The organism is Dokdonella koreensis DS-123 (assembly GCF_001632775.1).
GTDB classification, from domain to species: domain Bacteria; phylum Pseudomonadota; class Gammaproteobacteria; order Xanthomonadales; family Rhodanobacteraceae; genus Dokdonella; species Dokdonella koreensis.
Genome location: NZ_CP015249.1, coordinates 2,713,313 through 2,736,308 on the forward strand (window position 1 = coordinate 2,713,313; position 22,996 = coordinate 2,736,308).

At 71.5% G+C, this 22,996-nt stretch carries 15 protein-coding genes; 4 read left to right on the plus strand and 11 right to left on the minus strand.

The annotated features are described in order from the left end of the window. Nucleotides 1-136: 136 nt before the first annotated feature. The 8 genes from I596_RS11020 to I596_RS11055 form a co-directional block, all read right to left on the minus strand. Entirely contained in the window at nt 137-2,494 is a 2,358-nt protein-coding gene (locus tag I596_RS11020; protein ID WP_067647704.1) for a S8 family serine peptidase, read from the minus strand. A 260-nt stretch (nt 2,495-2,754) separates the two neighbouring features. Continuing rightward, nucleotides 2,755-4,986, minus strand: a complete 2,232-nt coding sequence (locus tag I596_RS11025; RefSeq protein WP_190278898.1) for a S8 family serine peptidase — start codon at nt 4,984-4,986, stop codon at nt 2,755-2,757. Between the two features lie 348 nt (nt 4,987-5,334). Beyond that, entirely contained in the window at nt 5,335-7,632 is a 2,298-nt protein-coding gene (locus I596_RS11030; protein ID WP_067647710.1) for a S8 family serine peptidase, read from the minus strand. A gap of 137 nt (nt 7,633-7,769) precedes the next feature. Further along, complete coding sequence (locus tag I596_RS11035; protein WP_067651806.1) at nt 7,770-9,134, minus strand: GTP-binding protein; 1,365 nt, start codon at nt 9,132-9,134, stop codon at nt 7,770-7,772. A gap of 61 nt (nt 9,135-9,195) precedes the next feature. Then, nucleotides 9,196-9,741, minus strand: coding sequence for a YceI family protein (locus I596_RS11040; protein WP_067647713.1), 546 nt, complete (start codon nt 9,739-9,741; stop codon nt 9,196-9,198). A gap of 44 nt (nt 9,742-9,785) precedes the next feature. Then, a complete protein-coding gene (locus I596_RS11045) occupies nt 9,786-10,391 on the minus strand; it encodes a cytochrome b (protein WP_067647716.1) in 606 nt (201 codons plus the stop codon). Next, nucleotides 10,372-11,007, minus strand: coding sequence for a YceI family protein (locus I596_RS11050; RefSeq protein ID WP_067651809.1), 636 nt, complete (start codon nt 11,005-11,007; stop codon nt 10,372-10,374). Before I596_RS11050 ends, I596_RS11045 begins: the two co-directional genes overlap by 20 nt. A 125-nt stretch (nt 11,008-11,132) precedes the next feature. Then, the gene (locus tag I596_RS11055) at nt 11,133-12,620 is read right to left on the minus strand and encodes a GTPase (protein WP_067647719.1); all 1,488 of its coding nucleotides are present in this window, start codon (nt 12,618-12,620) and stop codon (nt 11,133-11,135) included. 76 nt (nt 12,621-12,696) lie between these two features. Here I596_RS11055 and I596_RS11060 point away from each other — a divergent pair, with 76 nt between their 5' ends. After that, complete coding sequence (locus I596_RS11060) at nt 12,697-16,311, plus strand: ligand-binding sensor domain-containing protein (RefSeq protein ID WP_190278899.1); 3,615 nt, start codon at nt 12,697-12,699, stop codon at nt 16,309-16,311. A gap of 31 nt (nt 16,312-16,342) precedes the next feature. Here I596_RS11060 and hemE read toward each other — a convergent pair whose 3' ends face one another. Together hemE and I596_RS11070 are read right to left on the minus strand one after the other, a co-directional pair. Then, entirely contained in the window at nt 16,343-17,404 is a 1,062-nt protein-coding gene (hemE, locus tag I596_RS11065; protein ID WP_425478769.1) for a uroporphyrinogen decarboxylase, read from the minus strand. 127 nt (nt 17,405-17,531) lie between these two features. Next, complete coding sequence (locus I596_RS11070; RefSeq protein ID WP_067647722.1) at nt 17,532-17,774, minus strand: WGR domain-containing protein; 243 nt, start codon at nt 17,772-17,774, stop codon at nt 17,532-17,534. A gap of 108 nt (nt 17,775-17,882) precedes the next feature. Between I596_RS11070 and I596_RS11075 the strand changes: the two genes are divergently transcribed. Next, nucleotides 17,883-18,893: a YncE family protein gene (locus I596_RS11075; protein WP_067647725.1), complete on the plus strand. Its 1,011-nt coding sequence runs from the start codon at nt 17,883-17,885 to the stop codon at nt 18,891-18,893. 24 nt (nt 18,894-18,917) lie between these two features. Here I596_RS11075 and miaB read toward each other — a convergent pair whose 3' ends face one another. Further along, on the minus strand, nt 18,918-20,261 hold the full coding sequence (gene miaB / locus I596_RS11080; RefSeq protein ID WP_067647728.1) for a tRNA (N6-isopentenyl adenosine(37)-C2)-methylthiotransferase MiaB: 1,344 nt from the start codon (nt 20,259-20,261) through the stop codon (nt 18,918-18,920). Between the two features lie 167 nt (nt 20,262-20,428). Between miaB and I596_RS11085 the strand changes: the two genes are divergently transcribed. Both I596_RS11085 and hemN read left to right on the plus strand, forming a co-directional pair. Then, entirely contained in the window at nt 20,429-21,352 is a 924-nt protein-coding gene (locus I596_RS11085) for a lytic transglycosylase domain-containing protein (RefSeq protein ID WP_067647731.1), read from the plus strand. A 73-nt stretch (nt 21,353-21,425) separates the two neighbouring features. Next, nucleotides 21,426-22,850, plus strand: a complete 1,425-nt coding sequence (gene hemN / locus I596_RS11090; RefSeq protein ID WP_067647734.1) for an oxygen-independent coproporphyrinogen III oxidase — start codon at nt 21,426-21,428, stop codon at nt 22,848-22,850. Nucleotides 22,851-22,996 lie beyond the last annotated feature (146 nt).

The following is a 22,996-nucleotide window of genomic DNA, read 5'->3' on the forward strand; positions in this document are numbered from 1 at the left end:
CGCGCCCCGTGCGCCCCGTGAATCAGCATCGACCGCCTGCCCGGTCGCGGCATGGCCCTGGTCACGCCGCAAGATGCAGAAAGACAAAGGCCCGCAGATGCGGGCCTTTGTCGTAGAGCAGCCTCGGGCGCCCCGATCAGGGTGCGCCGCGGACCGCGACGGTCAGGCGCAGCGGCGGCGAGAGGCTGTTGGCTTCGGTCAGCACGACCTCGGCGAAGACGATATTGGCCAACGTGGCCGTCGGCGTAGCCGTGACCGTCAGCGCCTGCGTCTCCGGCGGAGCGCCCGGCACTTCGAAGTCGCCGCCGAAGAACAGCGCATCGGCCACCGGCACGCCGGCACCGGTGAAGCTGAAGCTGGTCGGCGAGACGTTGACGGTCAGACCCGCCGGCACGTTGACCGCGGCGACCGTCCAGCTGGTCGGCACCGTCAGCGTGTTGCGGAACGTGCGCGTCCACTGGCAGCTGCCGGTGCAGCCGACGTTGCGCAGGCTGGCCGTGTTCAGCGTATGCGGCTGACCACCGGAGTTGGGATTGGCGGCGACGAAGTTGGCGAAGGTCTCGTTCATCACGAGGCCGGCCAGCGCCGCCCGGCGCAGGTTGACCATGCCGCTGCCGACCTCGTCGGGCGTGGCCGGCGTCGTGCCGTCGGGCATCAGCTGGCCGGCGCCGGTGGCCGTCAGCATCAGCGCCGAGTTGACCTCTACCGGCGTCCAGTTCGGCTGGGTCGCGCGCACCAGAGCACCCGCGCCGGCGACGTGCGGCGAGGACATCGAGGTGCCGGACATGTTGGTGTAGCCGTTCGCCGCCGAGCTGGCCGCGTAGATGTTCGTGCCCGGCGCGGTGATGTCCGGCTTGGTCACGTTCATCCCACCATTGCCGTTGCAGCACAGGTTCGGGCCGCGCAGGCTGCCGCTCTCGAGCACGTTGGCCGTCGTCAGCGGTGCCGGGTTGATCGTCACCACGGTCGGCGTCGCACCGTTGGCGGTGATGAAGTTGGCCAGCGCCTGGCCGTCGGTCTGGGTCAGCGTGGCCACGCGCGTGTCGCCGTGGGCATTGGTTGCCGGGCTGATCGCGCCGGCGACGTTGTTGTAGATGATGACGGTGTGCGCGCCCGCGGCGACCGCGTTGGCGACCTTGATCGCGAACGCACAGGCCTCGGGCGTGCCGCCACGCGAGACCAGCGCGGCCGCGCCGGCGAAGGTGCCGGGTGCGAACGGATCGCAGCCGAAGTTGTTGCTGGCGACGTGGCGCACGACGACACCGGTACCGGCGCTCGGCGGCGGGACGTCGGCCGGCGTCAGCACGAGCGAGGCGAGCGCCGGCGGCACCGGCGTCGGCCCGGTGACCTGCATCGAGCCGTCGGCGCGCGGGACGCCGTCATGGCCGCTGTTGGCGACCGTGATGTTCCACGGGCCCACGTGCTTGACCTCGGCCGGCGGGTTGATGACCGGCGAGCTGCGCGTGTTGCCGGCCGACATCGACACGAAGATGCCGGCATTGACCATGTCCAGCGCGCGGCGGTCGGTGCTCTCGGTCCACGGGTTGAGCTGGCCGTTGACGTTGGGTCCGAGCGAGAAGTTGGCGACGTCGATGCCGTCGGCGATCGCCCGGTTGATCGCGTTGGTGATCGCCGAGCCGGTGCAGCCGTTCGGGAAGCACACGCGATACGTACGCAGGTTCGCGCAGGGTGCCACGCCGGAGATGTCGCGCAGTGGCAGGCCGGCCGACGTCGGATCGCGCGACACGAAGTTGCCGCCCGAGGTGCTCGCCGTGTGGCTGCCGTGGCTGTCGGCGTCGGCCGGGCTGCCGCTCGCACAGTTGGCGGTGGAGCAGTCGAGCGCGACCAGCTTCGGCTTCGCATAGTCGTAGCCGCAGGCAGCGCCCATCGGTGCGAACGAGGGATGGGTCAGGTTGGCGCCGGTGTCGAACACGCCGATCGTAACGCCCTGCCCCATCGAGCCGTTGCCGCCGGGTGCGCTCGATCCGTCCCAGATCGTCGTGGCGCCGATGAAGGTCGGGCCGCGGTGCGTGTCGAGCTGGTAGACCGCTTCCTTCTCCACGCTGGCGACGCCGGGCAGGTTGCGGATCTGCGCGGCTTCGTCCTCGGTGAGCTGCACGGCGATGCCGCTGTGGGTGATCGCATAGCGATGGACCGCCTCGACGCTGCGCCCCAGGCGGCTGCCGATCGCCGCGACGTGCGCGTCCTGGGCGGCGCTCAGCCGCGCCTGGTACTGGACGGCCGCCGGCGAATGGACGTCGAGCCGGCGCTGGCCGGTCGCGGCCGGCGCAGTCGCCTGCGGCTGCTCGCCGTCACCGGTGAAGTACAGCAGGCCCGGCTCGGCGAATTCGATCAGCCACAAGCCCTCGGTGACCGTCGCGGTCGGGGCGTCGGTGCCGGCGGTGTCGACCGCGAACGCGAGCCCGGCGCCGCCGGCAGAGAGTGCGAGAGCTACCGCCGAAACCAGAACCTTCGAGCGCACGAACTTGGTCATTTCCCCTCCGAAAGACCGGCTGGCGGCGCGTATGGCCGTCCATCCGGAACAGATGATCCCGAAACCCGCGGCCGATCCCGCGGACCATGTGCCGATGCTCGGGGCAGTCCATCGTTTTACCGGAACGCCAGCGACCGATCAATATCCCATTCACCCCGCGGGCGATCGATCCGGCCGCTGTCGATTTTGCTGCACCGCAAAAGAAAAGGGCCCGCCGAAGCGGGCCCTTAGCGGTTACCTGGAGCAGACTCGGCGGACGATCAGGGATTGCCCTTGACCGCGACCGTGACCCGCAGCGGCGGCGACAGGCCATTGGTCTCGGTCAGCACCACGTCGGCGAAGACGATGCTCGGCAGGGCGGCCGTCGGCGTCGCGGTGATGACGATCGCCTGGGTCTCCGGGCCGCCGGCCGGCGCGTCGAAATCGCCGACGAACAGGCTATCGGGATTGGGCACGCCGGTACCGGCGAAGCTGAAGGTCGACGGCGAGAACGACAGGCTCAGCCCGGCCGGCAGGTTGGCAGCCGTGACCGTCCACTGGGTCGGCTCCGAGAGCGTGTTGCGGAACGTGCGCGTCCACTGGCAATTGCCCACGCAGCTGGTGCGGCGCAGGTTGGCGATGTTGAGGTTGCGCGGGATACCGCCGCTGTTGGGATTGGCGGCGAGGAAGTTCGCATGGGTCTCGTTGAGCACCAGGCCGGCCAGTGCCGCCTTGCGCAGGTTGACCATGCCCGTGCCGATCTCGTCCGGCGTGGCCGGGGTGACCCGGTCCGGCATCAGCTGGCCGCTGTTGGCGGTCATCATCAGCGCCGAGATGACCTCGGCCGGCGTCCAGTGCGGCTGCGCCGCGCGGACCAGCGTGCCGGCGCCGGCCACGTGCGGGCTCGACATCGAGGTGCCGGACAGCGTCGTGTAGTTGCCGGGCGCGGCGCCGGCCGCATAGATGCTGGTGCCCGGCGCGGTGATGTCCGGCTTGGTCACGTCCATGCCACCGGCGGAATCGCAGCACAGGTTCGGGCCACGCAGGCTGCCGCCATTGAGCACGTTGGCCAGGCTGGTCGGTGCCGGGTTCACGGTCGCCAGCGTCGGCGTCGCGCCGTTGCCGGTGATGAACGAAGCCAGCGCCTCGCCGGCGGCCTGTGTCGTCGACGCCACCGACACGCCGTCCGGCGCATTGGTCAGCATCGAGGTGATGTTGCCGGCTGCGTTGTTGTAGATCAGCACCGCCTTCGCACCGGCCGCGACGGCATTGGCGACCTTGTCCGAATAGGGGCACGACGAGGGCGTGCCGCCGCGCTGGACCAGGGCTGCCGCACCGGTGAAGTAGCCGGCCGGGAAGGCCTGGCAGCCGAACGCGTTGGTCGCGTCGTGCCGGATCGGCAGAGCGGTCTGCGCGGGCAGCGGCGTGCTATCGCTCGGGCGGACCTCGAAGGTCGCCAGCGCCGGCGGTACCGGCGCCGGCCCGGTGATCTGCATCGAACCGGGCAGGTTGGGCAGGCCGTCGTGCGCGCTGTTGGCGACCGTGATGTTCCACGGCCCCACGTGCTTGACCTCGGCCGGTGGGTTGATGACCGGCGAGCTGCGCGTGTTGCCGGCCGACATCGAGACGAAGACGTCGGCGTTCAACAGGTCGAGCGCACGGCGGTCGGTGTTGTCGGTCCACGGATTCTGCTGGCCGTTGACGCTCGGGCCCAGCGAGAAGTTGGCGACGTCGATGCCGTCGACGATCGCGCGGTTGACGGCGTTGATGATCGCGCCACCCGGGCAGGTCGGGTTGCAGACCTTGTAGGTGATCAGCTGCGCGCACGGTGCGACGCCGGTGATGTCGCGCGTCGGTGCCGGCGTGTCGGCGATCGTGACGCGATTGCCGACGGTGGTGCTGGCGGTATGGCTGCCGTGACCGTCGGCATCCTCCGGATTGCCACCCTCGCAGTTGGCCACGGTGCAGTCGCGCGCGATCAGCTTCGGCCGCGGCACGTCGTAGCCGCAGGCGGCGCCCATCGGCGCGAACGACGGATGCGCCTGGTTGGCGCCGGTGTCGAAGACGCCGACCAGGATGCCCTTGCCCTTGGTGCCCAGGCCGGTCGGCGTGGCGTCGCCGTTCCAGATGGCCGGCGCGCCGATGAAGTACGGGCCGCGATAGGTATCGGGCAGGTAGATCTGCTCGCGCTCGATCTTCGCGATTCCGGGCAGATTGCTGAGCGTGGCGGCTTCCTCGTCGCTGAGGCGCACGGCCATGCCGCTGTGCGTCACCGAGTAGCGGAACAGCACTTCGAGGTCGGCGCGACCCAGCCGGTTGCGCATCTGCGCCAGGTGGGCGTCCTGGCTGGCGCTCAGCCGCTGGCCGTAGGCCACCGCCGCCGGCGAACGGGCGTCGAACTTGCGCTGGCCGTGGATCGCCGGCGCGGTCGCCTGGGTCACGTCGCCGTCACCGGCGTAGTAGAGCATGCCCGGCTCGTCGAACTCGATCAGCCAGACGTTGGAGAGCGTCACCTGCGCGTCCGCTGCGGTGCTGTCTACGGGATCCGCCGCGACGACCAGTCCTGCCCCTCCGGCCGACAGTGCGAACGTCACCGCCGATGCCAGAACCTTCACTCGAAACGACATACCCATGTTGCCTCCACGATGGAATACGAACTCTCGGCGTACAAAGTGGCCGCACGTTGCGTGGATCGCATCCTCGCGAACGTGGAACCGGAAATCGCCATTCGAGGGTTTGAACACGCCGGGCGCCCGGCGATCGGATTCCCGGCGAGCATCGCATGCCTCGGGGAGGCGTCGTCTGCCGGAACAGGCGCAGGGTTATACCCCTGCGCGCTCCGGCAGGCAATCGCCCACAGGTCACGGCACGGGATCGAAACCGTCGTGGAACACGCCGTCCGCCGCGCCTCGCACGGCCAGCGTGAGCGCCGAGACCGGCGCCTGCCCGGCGGTTTGCGTCGCCAGCACGATCGAGCCGAACGCGATGCGGTTGCGGAACGCCGGGCCGTAGTCCTCGAACGCGACCTGGATCGTCAGCGTCTGCGTCGCCCCGGCCGCCAGCGAGAACTGCGCGGGCGTGACGGTGACCACGACGCCGTCGGGCCCTTCGAACGTGGCGTTCCACACCGACGTCGCGTTCAGTTTGCTGGTCACTTGGCGCGTGAACGTACAGCCCGTCGAACAGGCCATGTTGCGCATCGACGGGAGGTTCAGCGTCTTGGGATCGCCGCCGGTGCTCGGGTTGGCCGCCACGAAGTTGGCGAAGGTCTCGTCCATGACCAGGCCCGCCTTGGTCGCGACGGTCAGGTCGACGCGGCCGTTGCCGACGTCGTCCGGATCCCACGGCGAGGCACCGTCGTCCTTGCGCCCGGCACGCACGGCCGTCAGCTGCAGGGCCGACTTGACCTGCATCGGCGTCCAGTCCGGATGGACGGCCCGCACCAGGGCCGCGGCACCGGCCACGTGCGGACTCGACATCGAGGTGCCGCTCAGGCGTCCGTAGCCGCCGTTGACGGCGGCATAGATGCTGACGCCGGGCGCGGTGATGTCCGGCTTGGTCAGGCCCAGCGCGACGCCTGATGTCGGCCCGCGCAGCGAGAAGTCGCCGAGCATGTCCGGATTGCCCACGTTCGGCACGAACGAGAACGTCGTCGTCGTCGGGTTCGCCGCGACATAGGCGAACAGACGGTCGGCGATCGGCGCACCGAGGCTGTAGGCCGGCACCGTCGTCGGTGCACCGGCGGTATTCATCGAGATGCCGCCGGTCTCGTTGTTGCCGATCAGCACGAAGGCGGCACCGGCGTTGACGGCATTGGTGATCTTTTCGGAAAACGGGCAGTTGCCGCGCCGCAGCAGCGCACCCACACCGGTGAACAGGCCCGCCGGGATGCCGCCGGTCGCGGTGCAGCCTTCGATGTTGGCGGCATGGCTGCGCAACGGCAGGTCGTCGAATGCCGTCCCTGCCGGCGTCGTGCTGCCCTTGATGATGACCATGCCCTGCAGGTCGTCGTTCGGTGCCGGTCCGTCGACGCTCATGCGCGCGGCGAGGTTCTGGTCGTGCGTCGAAGCCGCCACCGTCATCACCCACGGGCCGCGATGATTGACCTGGCCGACCGGGTTGGGCACGCCGTCACTGGTGTTGCCCGCCGACGCGGCGACGAAGATGTCGGCGTTGACCGCATTGAGGAACGTGCGATCCGCATCGTTCCAGGGGCTGGTGCCGCCGGAGATCGAGAAGTTGATGACGCCGACCGCGTCGGCGATCGCGTTGTTGATGCCGGCGGCGATGTCCGCGCTGCTGCACTGGCCGTTGGCTTCGTTGCAGACCTTGTACGTGCGAATGCTGGCGCACGGCGCGACGCCGGATATCGACGTGAAACCGGCCGGCGGGCTCGGCGCCGGCGCGGGGCCGCCGACGGCCAGGTGGTTGCCGCCGGCCGTGCTCGCCGTATGCACGCCATGGCTGGACACCGTCACTTCCGGCGCCGCGCCGTTGCACACGCCGGCCGCGGTGGACGAGCAGTCGCGATAGCTCAGCAGCTTGTGGTCGCTGCCACCGAAGCCGCAGGCCGCGTCGTCGGCAAAGGACGGGTGATCGGCATCGACGCCGCTGTCGAGCACGCCGATGGTCACACCCTTGCCGCGGTTGACCGGGCTGGCCGGCGTGGCGTTCCAGACCGTCTCGGCGCCGATGAAGGCCGGTGCCCGATAGGTGCCGGGCTCGAAGAACTGCACGGCTTCCACCTGTCGCACGCCCGGCAGCCGGGCCACCTGCTCGGCCTCGGCAGCCGTCAGCGCAAGGGCGACACCGCTGTGCGTGTATTCGTACTCATGCGTCGGTGCGACGACCCGGCCGAGCTGCGCACCGATCGCCTGCAGGTGCTGCTGCCGCGCCTGCGCCAGCACGCCGCGATAGGCCAGCACCTCGGGGCTGCGTGCATCGAAGCGCAGTCCCGGCCGGCTCTGTGGCGAGGTCGCCGCCGCGCCGGACAGGCTGCCGTCGTTGTCGAGTACGCCGGGCTCGGCGAACGTGACCATGTACGAGGTCCGGGCCGCGGCCGCGTCGGCAGTGGCGTCGGCATGCACGACGGTACCGCCGCCGGACAGGCCGGCGGCGATCATGGCGGCCAGCAAGGTCACGCGCAGTGAGCTGTTCATCGGGTCTCTCTCGTCGGATCAAGCGATGGAAAGGAAGGCCGTGTCCGGCCCGGGTACCGGTTCGTCGCGACGCCGGCTGGCGCCCTCCCCTGACCGCCGGGGATCATACGCCCCCGGCGCACCGCCGGCCGCCGCGTTCAGGCCGGCCGGTCGGCGTCGCCGCGGCGCAGGCGCGCCAGGATCTCCGATCGCGCCTCGCGCAGGATCGAATCGCGGTCCAGGCTTTCGACGATTTCCGCGACGACCCGCTTGGGGCCGTGTTCGCCCCAGGACTTGCCGGCGATCAGGTAGCGCTCGGCCGCCCGGCCGACCAGCTCGGTCGCATACCAGGCCAGTGCACCCTGCGCGGCCGCGGTCAGCACGGTGGACATGCCGGCGCTGAGGCCCTTGAGCGCCGAGGCGGCCAGGTGGATGCCCCAGATCGCGCCCATCAGGGCGACCAGTTGGGCGCAGATCGTCGTGATCAGGCCACCGGCCTCGCTGCGCGTCAGCGGCAGGCCGTAGACGCGCCCCAGGTGCATGACCAGGGCCGCATCGAGTGCGCCCGCCGCCAGCAGGTCGGCCACCGGGATCGGGTTGAGCGCCACCGCCACGCTCTTGGCCAGGCAGTACTGGCGGATCACCTTGCCGCCCAGCTCGCGGCGCGAGGCCGCGATGCGGCCGCTCACGGCGTCGGACAGCCGGCCGGCGAACAGGCTGGCATTGAGTGCGGCCAGCGTCTTGCCCTCGCGCGCCAGCACCGCCACTAGGCGGCCGCGCAAGGCATCGATGTCGGGCGGCTGCGCCAGCCATTGTTCGTGCTCGCCGCCGTCGGCGTCGACGTGCACGGTGCGCAGCGCCGCCGGCCGGGCGCTGACCGCGACGACGTCCTCGGCGCGGACCAGGCCGGCGACATGCTCGCGCAGGCGCACCAGCACGTTCTCGCGCTCGGCCTCGGTGTAGCGGTCGGCCTTGTTGAGCGCCAGCAGCAGCGGGCGGCGGGTCGCCGCCAGCAGCTGTACCGCCTCGCGCTCGCGCTGGGTCATGTCGCCGTCGACGACGAAGACCACCAGGTCGACCAGGCCGGCCACCTCGAAGGCCAGGTGCTCGCGCGCCTCGCCGTCGAGCTCGTCGATCCCGGGCGTATCGATCAGGTGGACACCGGAGCCGGCGACGTCGCGCCACGGGCGTTGCCCGGCTTCGCGCGTGGTGCCGTGCAGCACACCGACCTCGAACGCCGGTTCGCCGAGCAACGCGTTGGCGAGTGCCGACTTGCCGACGCTGACCCGGCCGAACACGGCCAGGTGCAGCTCGTCGCGTTCGAGCTTGGCCAGCATCGCCTCGAGCCGGCCGAAATCCTCGGCCAGGGTCGCGCGCACCACGGGCGGAATATGCGGGTCGTCCAGCAGCGCGCGCAGGCTGTCGGCCGCCTGCGCGCCGTGCAGCGCGCCGGACGCCGCCACCGGTGCCGCAGCGGGAGCGCCGATCCAGCCGCGCAGGCGGCGCCAGGACGAGGAGAGCATGTTCACGCCGCCATTGTCGGCCCTGCAGCGCTGCTGCGGAAGCGGCGGAGCGGCGGCGCCGTCAGCGTGCCTTGAGCACCAGATGGCCCTTGACTGCGACGTCCGGGCCGACGTCGCTCCAGTCGCTGCCGGCACCGAGGCCGAAATCGACGCGCTTGAGCGTCGTCTGGACGTCCAGGGTGGCGCTGTCGCCGCTCTGCTTGAAGACCACCTTGAGGCTGACCGGCTTGCTCTGGTCGCGGATCGTCAGCGTGCCCTGCGCCGTGACGCCGCCGTCGGCGCCGGCCGTGAAGGACTGCGTCAAGAAGCGCGCCTTCGGGAACTTGGCGATGTCGAAGAAATCGCTGCCGGTCAGCGACTCGTCGCGCTCGTCGTTGCTGGTCGTCACGCTGGCAGTGTCGACGGTCACGTCGAAGCTCGCCGCGGCCAGGTCCGCCGGGTCGTAGCGGATGGTGGAGGTGAACGTGCGGAACTTCCCGTCGAACGATTCGCCGTCGTAGCTGCCGGTGAAGGTCAGCGTGCTCTGGGCGGGATCGGCCTGCCAGTCGCGCGCGAGCGCGCCGAGCGGAAGGACCAGCAGGATCGAGGCGAGCAGCAGTCGGTACATGGCGGGGCTCCGTGGGGCGGAAGGGAAAGGGCGTGTAGCGCCGGTCAGGCGATCGGCGGCGGCGGCGGGCGCTCGGCCTCGGTGGCGAGCGGGCGCAGCCGGCGCGTGCGCCAGGGCAGCATGCGCGCCAGCACCTCGTCGCGATCGATGAAATGATGCTTGAGCGCGCCGCCGACGTGCAGGACTACCGCCGCGGCCAGCACCCAGAACAAGGCCTCGTGCAGCGTCTCGGCGATGTCCTTGATGTCGCCGTCCGGCGCCACGAGCTTGGGCACCTCGAACAGGCCGAACCAGTGCAGCGGCCGCAGCCCGCCGGCCGAGTCGAACAGCCAGCCGCTCAACGGGATCGCGAAGATCAGCGCATACAGCGCGCCGTGCACCAGCCGCGACGCCCAGCGCTGCCAGGCCGGCATCGCCGGCTCGCGCGGACGCCGGTCGAACAGCCGCCACAGCAGGCGCAGCACCGCCAGCGCGAGTACCGTCAGGCCGACGGACTTGTGGAAGCTGTAGACGGGAATGATGTTGGGCCGCTTGGGCAGCTCCACCATGATCAGGCCGACCGTGCCGGCGACCAGGATCAGCGCGAAGATGAGCCAGTGGAAGCTGCGGGCGATGCCGCCCCAGCGCGCGTCAGTGCTTTTCAATGCCATCGGCTGCCTCGTTGCGGGTCGCGGCCTTGTCGTCGTCGATGCCTTCGACTTCGATCCGGAGTTCCACCTCGTCGCCGACCACCTCGGCATAGCGCGTCATGCCGAACGCGCTGCGCTTCACGATGGCCTGCGCCGAAAACCCGGCCTTGCGCTTGAACGCGTACGGATCACGGCCGATGCGATTGAAGGTGACGGCGAGGTCGAGCGGCTGGGAAACGCCGTGCAGGGTCAGGTCGCCGCGCAGGACGGCGCGGCCCGGCGCCTGGCCGCCGGTATCGACCGAGCGGCTCACGAATCGGGCCGTGGGCCAGCGCTCGGTATTGAAGAATTGCCCCGAGCGCACGGTCTCGCTCCAGCGCGGATCGCCCATGTCGACCGAGGCGAGGTCGATCGTCACGTCCACGGCCGCGCTCGACCAGTCGTCCGGGTCGAAGCGGAACCACCCTTGGCTCACGCGCAGCCGCCCGGTCGCCTTGGCGAAGCCCAGGTGATCGACGAAGAACGTGACCTGCGTATGGACGGGATCGAAGCGCCAGGCCTGCGCACCGGCGGCGCAGGTGGCGGCCGGCGCCAGGGCCAGCAGCAGGACGACGGCAAGGACGCGGAGCATCGGCATGGCCGGCAGCTTGGCAAAAAGCCGCCGCTGCCGCCACCCGCCGCGCATGAAAGGACTGTCAGCCGCCATTGACCAATCGCGGACCGGCACGCACCGGCGACGTCGCAGGCACCGCCCCGCGCCCTTCACTCGGCCCGGCCGCTGCGGACACTGTCGAGCACCAGGCGTGCCACCCGTTCGAGACGTTCGCGCCCCGGCTCGGCCAGCAGCTCGCGGACCCGGCGCTCGGCATCGGCCTGGTCGAGCGCGGACTTCTCGCCGAGGCTGGACGACACCGCCCGCCCGATGCTGTCGAACACCAGGCCGTAGGCGATCGCGTGCAGCACGCCGCCGCCGAGCGTGCCGAGACCGGGAAACGCCTTGAACGCGTTGCCGGCGATCGCCAGCACGACCGCGGTCGTGTTGCGGACCGTCAGCCCCAGCCGCTTGAGCAGGTCGTCCACGGCCAGTTCGCGTACCGGCACGCCGTGGATCGCCGCCAGCTCGCGGATCAGCGCGGTGCCGAGCGCGCCCTGGATCACGATGTCGCTGCCGGGCGCCACCGCGGCCATCGCACCGACGACGGCGCGCCGCGTGTAGCGCGCCACGATCGCGTCGGCCTCGCGCTCGGCGGCTTCGCGCTCGAGCACGGCCCGGCGCTCCTCGACCCGGGTCAGCACCGCCGCCTCGCGCGCCGGCTCGAGCGCCGCGGCACCCGGCGCCGCCAGCCGCTCGAGCAAGGCAGCCAGCGCGCCGACGTCCGGCAGGCGCGCCCGCTCGACCTGCTCGACGCGGCCGTCGGCCAGCCGGCGCTCGAAGCGTTCGGTACCGCCGGCGCTGACCGGCACCACCGCCGCGGCGAGACCGGCATAGCGCTGCCCGAGCGCATCGAGCAGCGCGCGCCGTTCGGCCGGGTCGAACTGGTCGATCTTGTTGAGCACCACCACCAGCGGCTTGCCGAAACCCGCCAGCCAGCGCAGTTCGCGATCCTGCCGGGCGGTCAGGTCCGAGGCGGCGACGACCGCCACCACGTGGGCACGCAAGGCCTCCTCGCGCGCCAGCGTCTCGCGGTCGGCACCGTCCACCTCGCCGGTGCCGGGCACGTCGGCCAGCACCAGGTCGCCGCCCCCGCGCAGCCGGCCGCGGTACAGGGCCACGCTGCGCGTGGTGCCGCCGCGCGGATCGACGGCCGGCAGGTGTTCGGGGGCCAGCGCCCGGATCAGGCTGGACTTGCCGGTGGAGATCTCGCCGAACAGCGCGACGTGTACCTCGCCGCCGGCGCGCCGGCGGTCCAGTTCGTGCAGCTCGCCCTCCAGGACGCGGGTGTCGACATCACGCCTGCGCAGCGCCTCGAGGCGTCCGTCCACGTCCTCGCGCCGCGGCGGCTCGCGCAGCGGCGGTGCCCGGCGCGGCGCCGGGCGTGCCAGCCGCCAGAACAGCAGCGCCAGCCCCGCCAGCGCGCAGGCCATCGCCGCGATCAGCGGCAGCCGCAGCCAGGCCGGCATCGCCTCGATGCGCGCATGAAATTCGAGCAGGCTGTTGAGCGCGCCCACGACCAGGCCGACGACCAGCGCCGCGCCGATGGCGAGCGCGGCGATCAGGATCAGGCGCAACGGAAGTCGATTGCGGGACATGGCTGCCGTCGGCGGGAATCGGGCCGATTCTAGAGCGAGACCGCAGGCGATGAGAAAAACCGGCCGGCGTGGCACCATGCCGTTCATGTTTGCGCGCTGGCTCTTGCTCTGGATGCCGTTGGTGGTGGCGGCGGCTCCGCCGCCGGCCGAGCCGCGCTTCGAGGTGCTCGGCGTCGCCGACGGCCTGCCGTCCAGCCGCGTCTACAAGCTCGCCCAGGATCGCGACGGCTTCATCTGGATCGCCACCGCCGACGGCCTGGCGCGCTACGACGGCGTCGACGTCAAGGTCTGGCGCAACGATCCGGCCGACCCGGGCTCGCTGTCGGGCAACGATGTCGCCACCGTGCTGGTAGACCGCCGTGGCCGCGTCTGGAGCGGCGGCGAGGACAGCGGCCTCAACCGGCTCGACCCGGGCGCCACCCAGTTCACGCACTACCGGCACGTGCCCAGCGACCGCACCACCCTGGGCAGCAACGACATCTTCGCGATCGCCGAGGATGCCGCCGGCACGATCTGGGTCGGCACCTACGGTGGCGGCCTGGCACGGCTGGAGCCCGACGGCAGCTTCGTGCAGATCCGCCACGACCCCGACGATCCGGCCAGCCTGAGCTCGGACGCGGTCATCAGCCTGTACGGCGATGCGGCCGGCCGGCTGTGGATCGGCACCGATCGCGGCCTGGACGTGCGCGAACCCGGCGGACTGATCCGCCGCGTCGCGCTGCCGGTGCTCGATACCCGCACCGGCGCCGCGCAGGTCACCGCGATCCTGGGCGAGCCGGACGGCAACGTGCTGTTGACGACGACGCGAGGCCTGCTCGTCGTCGGGCCCGACCTGGCCTTCGTGCGGCAGCTGCCGGTGGACGGGTTCGCGCCGATCTCCGCCGCGCGCGATCGCAGCGGCGTGCTCTGGGTCGGCACCGTGTCCGGGGTCAGCGTCTTCGACGGCACCAAGACCGAGCACTTCCAGACGCACGAGCAGATTCCCGGCACCCTGCCCGGCGCGCGCATCATGGACATCCTGTGCGACCAGGAAGGCAACCTCTGGTTCGCGACGCAGGAAGGCGGCATCGCCCAGTTGCCGCCGACCTGGCGCAACTTCGCCAACTACCGCTTCCTGCCCGGGTCCGACAACAGCCTGACGCACGGCATCGTCAACGCGCTGGCCGCCGCTCCGGACGGCGCAGTCTGGGCGATCAGCGCCCACGACGGCCTCGACCGGATCGATCCGGCCAGCGGCCGGGTCCAGCGCCACGGCCCGCGGATCGACGGCAATCGCCAGCGGATGTCCTCGCTGCTGGTGCAGGAGGACGCGGTCTGGGTCGGCCAGCGCAACGGCCTGCTGCGGATCGACCGGGCCGGGCGGACGCCGAACGTGGAATTTCCGGTCGATGCCGAACGCGCCGACGCGCTTCCGCCCGGCCAGGTCTCGGCGCTCGCCGCCGGCGATCGCAGGATCTGGGCGGCGGTTCTGGGCGAAGGCGTCGTCGGCATCGATTCGCGCACGCACGCGATCCGCCGCTACACGCGTGCCAACGACGGCCTGACCAGCGACGACATCAAGGTGCTGACCCGGGCGCCGGACGGCGGCATCTGGATCGCCACGACGACGGGAGTCGAGCGCTTCATGCCCGCGGAGGATCGCTTCCGCCGCATCATCGGCGTGCCGTTCGACCTGATCGACGCGCTGGCCTTCGATGCCGACGGCTCGTTCTGGGCACACCATCCGGGCCGGCTCGAGCGCTATCGCATGGACGGCGACATCGCCCGGCGCATCGACCAGGTCGAGCGCACGCTCGGGCTGCCGACGATGCCCGGCGCCGCGCTGGTCGTCGCCGACGACGGCAGCCCGTGGCTGGCCAGCCGGCGTGGCCTGTGGCACTTCGATCCGGCGACCCGGCGGCTGGTCCGCTACGGCGAGGGCGACGGCCTGCCGAGTCCGGAGTTCAGGGCCGGCGCCGCGACGCGCACGTCGGACGGCACGATCTGGATGGCGACCCTGTCCGGCATCGTCGCCTTCGATCCGCGCGCGCTGCGCGTGGAGCTGGCACGGCCGCCGGTGCGGGTGACCTCGCTGACCGTGCGCCGCGATGGGCGCGCGGTCGACCTGCCGGCCAGCCGGCCGATCGTCCTCGGCTACGACGACCGCGACCTGCAGGTCAACGTCCGCGCACTCTCGTTCGTCAACCCGGTCGCCAACCGCTACCGCTTCCGGCTGGCCCATTTCGACGAGGACTGGGTCGAGACCGGGAACCGCGGCCAGCGCGTCTTCTCGCAGCTGCCGGCCGGGCGCTATCCGCTGCAGGTCGCGGCGACCAACGGCAGCGGCGTCTGGAGCGACCTGGAGCCGCCCCTGCTACTGGACGTGGCGCCGCCGGCCTGGGCCACCGACCAGGCCTATGCGGTCTATTTCGCCGCCGTGCTCGGCATGGGCTGGCTGGTCCTGCGCGGCTACCGGCAGCGGATCAAGCGCCAGCATGCGCTGCAGCTGGCCGAGGAGCGCCGGCGCGCCGCCGAGCAGGTGGCCGAGGCCAAGTCGCGCTTCCTGGCACTGATGAGCCACGAGATCCGCACGCCGCTGACCGGCGTGCTCGGCATGACCGACCTGCTGCTGCGCACGCCGCTGGAACAGCGCCAGCGCAGCCAGGCCGATGCGATCCGCAAGTCCGGCGAGGTCCTGCTGCGCGTCGTCAACGACAGCCTCGACCTGGCACGCATCGAGGCCGGCAAGCTGTCGCTGGACCCGGTGCCGTTCGATCCGGGCGCCCTGCTGCACGAGGTGGCGGCGATCGAGGAAGGCATCGCCGAAGCCAAGGGCGTCGCCTTGGTCGTCGACGTGGCGCCCGGTGCGCCGACGCGCGTCGTCGGCGACGCGGTGCGGATCAAGCAGATCCTGCTGAACCTGGTCGGCAACGCCCTGAAGTTCACCGAGCGCGGCCACATCCACCTCGGCCTCACGGTCGGCTTCGGCGGGATCGTGCGCTATCGCATCGAGGACACCGGTCCGGGCATGAGCGCCGACCTGGTCGAGCGGTTGTTCAGCCGTTTCGTACAGTCCGACGGCGTCAGCCGGCGCCATGGCGGCAGCGGCCTGGGCCTGGCGATCTGCCAGGAACTGACGCAACTGATGCACGGACGCATCCACGCCAGCAGCGTGCCGGGTCAGGGCAGCGTGTTCACGGTGGAGCTGCCGCTGCTCGATCCGCGCATCACGCCGGCCGACCCGGCCGAGGCCGCCGTCCGCGGAGCGCCGCCCCCGGCCTCCGCCGTGGCGGCGCCGGCCGGCGACCCGGCACGCGGCACGCCGGCCGCTGCGCTGCGGATCCTCCTGGTCGAGGACGACGCGATGATCGCCGCCGTCGCCAGCGGCCTGCTCGAATCGGCCGGCCACGGCGTGGTGCATGCGCCACAGGGGCTGGCCGCGATGGTCGAGCTGGCCCGCGGCCGCTTCGACCTGGCGATCGTCGACCTGGACCTGCCCGGTATCGACGGCATGCAGCTCACGCGGATGATCCGCAACCAGGCCGCGCATGCCGCCCTGCCGGTCATCGCGATCACGGCGCGCTCCGGCGGCGACGAGGAAGCCGCCGCCAAGGCGTCCGGCATGGACGGATTCCTGCGCAAGCCGCTGACGGCGCACCGCCTCGGCGAAGCGATCGAGCGCCTGCTGCAGCCGACGACGCCGGCCGCCTGACGCCGCAATGTGCCGGCGGCAGGCGCGCCGATCAGGAGCCGGCCGGCCGCCAGTCGTGCACGGCGTCGATCAGCACGCGCAGGTGGTCCGGATCGACCTGCGGCGTGATGCCGTGCCCGAGGTTGAACACATGGCCCGGGCCGCCACCGAAGCTGGCCAGCGCCGCGGCGGCCTCGGCACGGATCGTTTCCGGCCGGGCGTAGAGCACCGACGGATCGAGATTGCCCTGCAGGGCGACGCGATCGCCGACGCGCGTGCGCGCCTCGCCCAGCGTGATCGTCCAGTCCAGGCCGAGCGCGTCGCAGCCGGTGCCGGCGAGCGCTTCCAGGTGGCCGTTGGCGCCCTTGGAGAACACGATCAGCGGCAGCTCGCGGGCGACGGGGTCGGCCTTGAGCGCCTCGACGACGCGGTGCAGGTAGCGCAGCGAGAACTCGAGGAACGGTCCCGGCCCGAGCAACCCGCCCCAGGTGTCGAAGATCATCAGCGCCTGGGCGCCCGCCGCGGCCTGCGCCGCCAGATAGGCTGCCACCGCGCGCGCGTTGACGTCGAGCAGGCGGTGCAGGCTGGCCGGATCGTCCCAGAGCAGCGCCTTGGCGTGCGAGAAATCCGACGAGCCCTCGCCCTGGACCATGTAGCAGGCCAGCGTCCACGGACTGCCGGAAAAGCCGATCAGCGGCACGCGGCCGTCGAGCTCGCGGCGGATCAGGCGGACCGCGTCGGTCACATAGCGCAGGTCGCGCTCCGGGTCCGGAACGCCCAGGCGGGCGATCGCCGCCGCATCGCGCAGCGGATGCCGGAACTTGGGGCCTTCGCCGTCGACGAAGTACAGCTCCAGGCCCATCGCGTCGGGAATCGTCAGGATGTCGGAGAACAGGATCGCCGCATCGAGCGGGAACCGGTCGATCGGCTGCAGCGTGACCTCGCAGGCCAGCTCCGGCGTCTTGGCCAGCGCCAGGAAGCTGCCGGCACGGGCGCGGGTGGCGCGGTACTCGGGCAGGTAGCGGCCGGCCTGGCGCATGATCCAGACCGGCGTGCGGTCGACGGGTTGGCGGCGCAGCGCGCGCAGCAGACGATCGTTCTTGAGGGTCATCATCGATTCCGGCTGTGGCGCCCCGATCGGCGCACGGAAGTGGGTTCTGGGCGGGCGGCGGGGCGCCGCGACGGCGGGCCGGCCGGCCGATCGGCGCGCCGGCCTTCGCGCGCGCTGCGATCCACGCCGGCTACAGGCCGCGGCTGAACATGATCTGGAAGCCGCGGCGCAGCTGCGAGTCGCGGGCGCTCTCGAACGCCGCCAGCGCGGCGTCACGCTCGAGGTACAGCTCGCGCTTGCGGCTGCTGCGGCCGCCCTGCTGGCCCCATTCGCGCGACAAGGTCCAGCCACCCAGAAGATCTTGTTCGAGATCGATCTGGTAGAACTTGGGAGCTTCCGTGGTGACCGGCTGGGTCTGCATGAAAAGGCGCATCGCCAAATTGTAGCCGCGGCGTGCCGGGTTGACACCTTTCCGCCGCCGTGGCGACATGCCGACGCACTCCGGTCGCAGGCCGGCACCGTCGGCACGAGGAGGATTCCGATGAAAACCCTGCCCCTGCTCGCCGCCGTCCTGCTGGCGACTGCCCTGCCCGCTGGCGCGGGCGAAGGCCTGCTGCTGGTCGGCAACAAGAGCGCCGCCTCGATCCACGCCCTCGACCTCGGGGACGGCTCGCTGCGGGCGCGCATCCCCACCGGCGAAGGCCCGCACGAGATCGAGGTCGCGCCGGACGGCCGCCACGTCGTCGTCGCCGACTACGGTGCCGGCACCGCCGGCCATACGCTGACCGTCATCGACTGGCCCAGCCGCCGGACGCGGACGATCGACCTCGGCGAGAACCGGCGCCCGCACGGCCTGCGCTTCCTGCCCGACGGCCGGCGCCTAGTGGTGACGACCGAAGGCAGCGGCCGGCTGACCGAAGTCGACGTGGTCGACGGCAAGGTCCTGCGCAGCATCGCCGTCGGCGACGGCAAGCCGCACATGGTGGCGCTGGCGCCGGACGGGCGCCGTGCCTACGTGACCCAGGTCGGCAGCGGCCTGCTGTCGGTGGTGGACCTGGACGAAGGACGGCGGATCGCCGACATTCCGACCGGGGCGGGCGCGGAGGGCATCGCGATCACGCCCGACGGCACCGAGCTGTGGGTCACCAACCGCGATGCCGACAGCGTCTCTGTGGTCGATGCGCGGACGCTGGCGGTCGCCGCCACCGTGCCGAGCGCAGCGTTCCCGATCCGGGCCGCGATGACGCCGGACGCCCGTCACGTGCTGGTCGTCAACGCCCGCTCGGCCACGCTGGCGGTGTTCGACCGGCGCGCACGCAGGCAGGTCGCCTCGGTCGCGCTGGCCACGCCCGGCGCCACGTACCGCCCGAGCATGCTCGGCGACACCGCGCTGCCGATCGGCGTGCGCGTGGCGCCGGACGGGCGGTACGCCTACGTCGCGATCAGCGGCGGCGACACCGTGGCGGTGATCGAGACCACGGGCTGGACCGTGACCACGCGCTGGCCGACCGGGCGCGAGCCCGACGCCCTGGCGATCGTCGCGGCGCGCTGACCGGCCGCGCCGGCCGGGGCCGCGTCAGGCGGCGATGTCCGCGTCCAGCCGGATGCGGCCGCGTAGCGAGTTGGCCATGACCTCGGTGATCGCGACATCGACGAACTGCCCGACCAGACGCGCGGGACCGGCGAAATTGACGTAGCGCATGTTCTCGGTGCGGCCGGTCAGCTCGTCGGGGTTCTTGCGGCTCGGCCCCTCGACCAGCACGCGCTGCACGCTGCCGAGCATGCCCTGCGCGATGCGGCGCGCATTGTCGTTGATCGCCGCCTGCAGCCGCGCCAGCCGGGCCTGCTTGACCGCCGCCGGCGTCTCGTCGGCGAGGTTCGCCGCCGGCGTGCCCGGCCGTGCCGAGAAGACGAACGAGAAGCTCTGGTCGAAACCGACGTCGGCGATCAGCTTCATCGTCTTCTCGAAATCCGCGTCGGTCTCGCCGGGAAAGCCGACGATGAAGTCGGTGGACAGGCTGATGTCCGGCCGCACCGCACGCAGCTTGCGGATGCGCTGCTTGTACTCGAGCACGGTGTAGCCGCGCTTCATCGCTGCCAGGACGCGGTCCGACCCGGCCTGCACCGGCAGGTGCAGGTAGTTGGCCAGCTTGGGGACGTTGGCGTAGGCCTCGATCAGCGAATCGGAGAACTCCATCGGGTGCGAGGTCGTGAAGCGGATGCGACCGATGCCGTCGATCTCGGCGATCGCGTGGATCAGCAGGCCGAGATCGGCGGTGCCGCCGTCGAACATCGGCCCGCGATACACGTTGACGTTCTGGCCGAGCAGCGTCACTTCGCGCACGCCCTGCTCGGCCAGCACGGCGATCTCGGCGACGACGTCGTCGAACGGGCGGCTGATCTCCTCGCCGCGCGTGTACGGCACCACGCAATAGGTGCAGTACTTGGAGCAGCCTTCCATGATCGAGACGAACGCGGTCGGGCCTTCGGCCCGCGGCTCGGGCATGCGGTCGAACTTCTCGATCTCCGGGAACGAGATGTCGACCTGCGGCCGGCCGGTGGCACGGCGGGCGGCGATCATCTCCGGCAGCCGGTGCAGGGTCTGCGGACCGAACACCAGGTCCACGAACGGCGCGCGCTTGACGATCGCATCGCCCTCCTGGCTGGCGACGCAGCCGCCGACGCCGATCACGACACGGTCGTTCTTCTGCTTGAGCTCGCGCCAGCGCCCGAGCTGGCTGAAGACCTTTTCCTGGGCCTTTTCGCGGATCGAGCAGGTGTTGATCAGGATGACGTCGGCCTCCGACTCGTCCTGGGTCAGTTCCAGCCCGTGGGCGGCCTGGAGCACGTCGACCATCTTGGTCGAGTCGTACTCGTTCATCTGGCAACCGTGGGTCTTGATGTAGAGCTTGCCGGGCATGGGCTGGGCGTCGTCGGGGCGGGGCCACGTAGCGGGACGGGATGGCCCGAAACCGGTGGCGGCCCAATAGTTTATGATGGACGCCGGTCCGCCGCCACGTGCCTGCAGGGGGAACTGCGACACGGCTTGCGGAAACTTTCCCGAAGCTGCGCTATCCATTCAGCGTCATGACGCCGCCCCGCCCACTGCTCGCGCTGCTGTTTCCCCTCGCCCTCGCCCTGGGCGCGCCGGCGCGCGCCGATACCGTCTACAAGTGCGAGGGCCCGGACGGCACGATCGCCTACGGCAACGTGACCGCCGGTTTCCGCAACTGCAAGGTGTTCGCGACGGCCAGCCCGGAGGCGGCGCGCAAGCCGCCGGCCGCGGGCAGCCTGGCAGCGACCAGCACGTGGCGCTACGAACAGAGCAGCCGGCCGGACGTCAAGGCGGCCGCCGCCACCGTGACCAGCACCGCGCCGGCCGGTACGACGGCGCCGGACGCGGGTTCGACGCCCGCCCCCGCCACCGCGCCCGCCCGGCGCAGCACCGCCAAGGTCACCAGCGGCGCGGTCTACCGCGTCGACCGTGGCGGCGGCATCACCGAATACACCAACGTCAAGCCGCGCAGCGGCCGCTACGCGATGATGTTCACCTACATCGCGACCTGCATCGCCTGCGACGTGCATTCGACGATCGACTGGCTGAGCACCAAGCTGCGCACCGAGCTCTACCGCGACGAGATCGCCGCCGCTGCGGCCGAGTCGGGCGTCGACGCGGCCCTGATCCGGGCGGTCATCCATGCCGAGTCGGCCTTCAACCCGCTGGCGCTCTCGCACAAGGGCGCGCAGGGCCTGATGCAGCTGATGCCGGGCACCGCCGGCGACCTGGGCGTCGCCGACGCGTTCGACGTGGGCGAGAACATCCGCGGCGGCGCCCGCTACCTCGCGCAGATGCTCAAGAACTTCAACGGCAACGAGCGCCTGGCGACGGCCGCCTACAACGCCGGGCCGGGCGCGGTGCTCAAGCACGGCGGCGTCCCGCCGTACGCCGAGACCAAGCTCTACGTCGAACGCGTCGCCACGCTGCGCGAGCGCTACGGCAAGGCGCACTGAACGCGGCGAGCCCCGCGCGGGTTTGCTTGACCCGGATCAATACGCGCGCCGCCGGCGGCGGCACGATGGCGCCATGCTTCCCGCCCTCGCCGCCCTGCCCGCTGCCGGCGCACCGCCGGTGTTCGATCCCGCGCTGATCGCGCGCTACGACACCAGCGGCCCGCGCTACACCTCCTACCCGACCGCGCCGCAGTTCCGCGACGATTTCGGCGAGGCCGATTTCCGCCACGCCGCGCAGGCATCCAACGAGGACCCGATCCCGCGGCCGCTGTCGCTCTACCTGCACGTGCCGTTCTGCGCCAGCCCCTGCTTCTACTGCGGCTGCAACCGCATCATCACGCGCGACCGGCGCAAGGCCGATCGCTACCTGGCCCGGCTGTGCCACGAGATCGACCGGATCGCACCGCTGTTCGACCGCGACCGTCCGCTGCAGCAGCTGCACCTGGGCGGCGGCACGCCGAACTTCTTCGACGCCCGCCAGCTGCGCACCCTGGTCGGGACGATCGACGGCCGGTTCACGCTGGCCGGCCTCGGGCAGCGCGAGTTCGGCATCGAGATCGATCCGCGCGGCGCCGATGCCGCCTACGTGCACCAGCTCGCCGAGCTCGGCTTCGACCGCCTCTCGCTCGGCATCCAGGACTTCGACGCCGACGTCCAGCGCGCGATCAACCGCGTGCAGGACCCGGCACAGGTCGGCGAGGTCATCGATGCCGCGCACGCGCACGGCTTCCGCTCGGTCAGCGTCGACCTGATCTACGGCCTGCCGCGGCAGACGCCCGAGCGTTTCCGCCGCACGCTCGAGCAGGTCGCCGCGCTGCGGCCGCAGCGGATCGTCACCTATGCCTACGCCCACCTGCCCGAGCGCTTCCGGGCGCAGCGGCGCATCGTCGCGGCCGAACTGCCGGATGCGGCGATGCGCCTGGCCCTGCTCGGCATGACGGTGGAGACGCTGACCGCCGCCGGCTACCGCTACATCGGCATGGACCATTTCGCGCTGCCCGACGACGAGCTCAGCCTGGCGCAGGAGCGCGGCACGCTGCACCGCAATTTCCAGGGCTATTCCACCCACGCCGACTGCGACCTGATCGGGCTCGGCGTGAGCGCGATCAGCCACGTCGGCGCCACGTTCAGCCAGAACCTGCGCGAGCTGCCGCCCTACGAGGCCGCGCTCGACCAGGGCCGGCTGCCGATCGAGCGTGGCCTGCGGCTGGGCGCGGACGACCTCGCGCGCGCCGACGTGATCCAGCAGCTGATGTGCCACGACGGCATCGACATCGCGGCGGTCGAGCTGCGCCATCACCTGGCGTTCGCGAGCTACTTCGCCGACGCGCTGCGGCGGCTGGAGCGCTTCGAGCACGACGGGCTGGTCGAGGTCACCGCGCAGCGCATCGCGGTGCGCCCCGGCGGGCGGCTGCTCCTGCGCAACATCGCGATGTGCTTCGACGCCTACCTGCCCGCGCTCGCCAGCGAGCCGGGGCGCTACTCGCGCACGCTCTGACGGAGACCGGCTATGCGACAATGCAGGCCGGCGGCCCTGACAGGCCGCCAGCGTCCACGGCGCGCCGGCACGGCTCGCACGGGGCGCGTGTCGACACCTGCCGGCCGTGCCGGCGTGGCGATCCTGCCGGCGACGGCATGTCCGAG

Coding starts and splice junctions, on each gene's coding strand:
- I596_RS11035 (WP_067651806.1), bottom strand. CDS start 9,134: ATGCTCTCCTCGTCCTGGCGCCGCCTGCGCGGCTGGATCGGCGCTCCC.
- I596_RS11030 (WP_067647710.1), bottom strand. CDS start 7,632: ATGAACAGCTCACTGCGCGTGACCTTGCTGGCCGCCATGATCGCCGCC.
- hemN (WP_067647734.1), top strand. CDS start 21,426: ATGCTTCCCGCCCTCGCCGCCCTGCCCGCTGCCGGCGCACCGCCGGTG.
- I596_RS11045 (WP_067647716.1), bottom strand. CDS start 10,391: ATGGCATTGAAAAGCACTGACGCGCGCTGGGGCGGCATCGCCCGCAGC.
- I596_RS11070 (WP_067647722.1), bottom strand. CDS start 17,774: ATGCGCCTTTTCATGCAGACCCAGCCGGTCACCACGGAAGCTCCCAAG.
- I596_RS11020 (WP_067647704.1), bottom strand. CDS start 2,494: ATGACCAAGTTCGTGCGCTCGAAGGTTCTGGTTTCGGCGGTAGCTCTC.
- I596_RS11050 (WP_067651809.1), bottom strand. CDS start 11,007: ATGCCGATGCTCCGCGTCCTTGCCGTCGTCCTGCTGCTGGCCCTGGCG.
- miaB (WP_067647728.1), bottom strand. CDS start 20,261: ATGCCCGGCAAGCTCTACATCAAGACCCACGGTTGCCAGATGAACGAG.
- I596_RS11060 (WP_190278899.1), top strand. CDS start 12,697: ATGCCGTTCATGTTTGCGCGCTGGCTCTTGCTCTGGATGCCGTTGGTG.
- I596_RS11075 (WP_067647725.1), top strand. CDS start 17,883: ATGAAAACCCTGCCCCTGCTCGCCGCCGTCCTGCTGGCGACTGCCCTG.
- I596_RS11040 (WP_067647713.1), bottom strand. CDS start 9,741: ATGTACCGACTGCTGCTCGCCTCGATCCTGCTGGTCCTTCCGCTCGGC.
- hemE (WP_425478769.1), bottom strand. CDS start 17,404: ATGATGACCCTCAAGAACGATCGTCTGCTGCGCGCGCTGCGCCGCCAA.
- I596_RS11085 (WP_067647731.1), top strand. CDS start 20,429: ATGACGCCGCCCCGCCCACTGCTCGCGCTGCTGTTTCCCCTCGCCCTC.
- I596_RS11055 (WP_067647719.1), bottom strand. CDS start 12,620: ATGTCCCGCAATCGACTTCCGTTGCGCCTGATCCTGATCGCCGCGCTC.